This window comes from Xenorhabdus santafensis, assembly GCF_033949405.1.
In the GTDB taxonomy this organism is placed as follows: domain Bacteria; phylum Pseudomonadota; class Gammaproteobacteria; order Enterobacterales; family Enterobacteriaceae; genus Xenorhabdus; species Xenorhabdus santafensis.
The window spans coordinates 1-222 of sequence record NZ_VCDN01000201.1 but is presented as its reverse complement, the minus strand read 5'-3'; the positions used below and the strand labels follow the sequence as shown (position 1 = coordinate 222).

General features: G+C 59.0%; 1 protein-coding gene. It reads right to left on the bottom strand.

Annotated features, from left to right (window positions below; all coding sequences use genetic code 11):
• A partial coding sequence (locus FE392_RS19860) for a hypothetical protein (protein WP_319931858.1) occupies positions 1 to 186 on the bottom strand: 186 nt, incomplete at its 3' end.
• Between the last annotated feature and the right edge of the window lie 36 nt (positions 187 to 222).

The window sequence follows — 222 nt, the reverse complement described above, 5'->3', positions numbered from 1 at the left end:
GCCGCCGCGCACCGATTCAGCCGCTAAATTGTCAGCCAACGGCGCACTGGCGCTAACCAATTTGCCGCCCCCGCCCGCAAGATTGGCGGTGTCCCAGACGATGTCTTTCAGCCCGTGTTTGGTGCTGACCGTGACGTTCAGCGGAATTATTGCCCCGCCGCGCCCAATAATCCGGGGTTCCATCATCATGCGGATCAGAATTTTCTTGCGGTATTCCAGCAC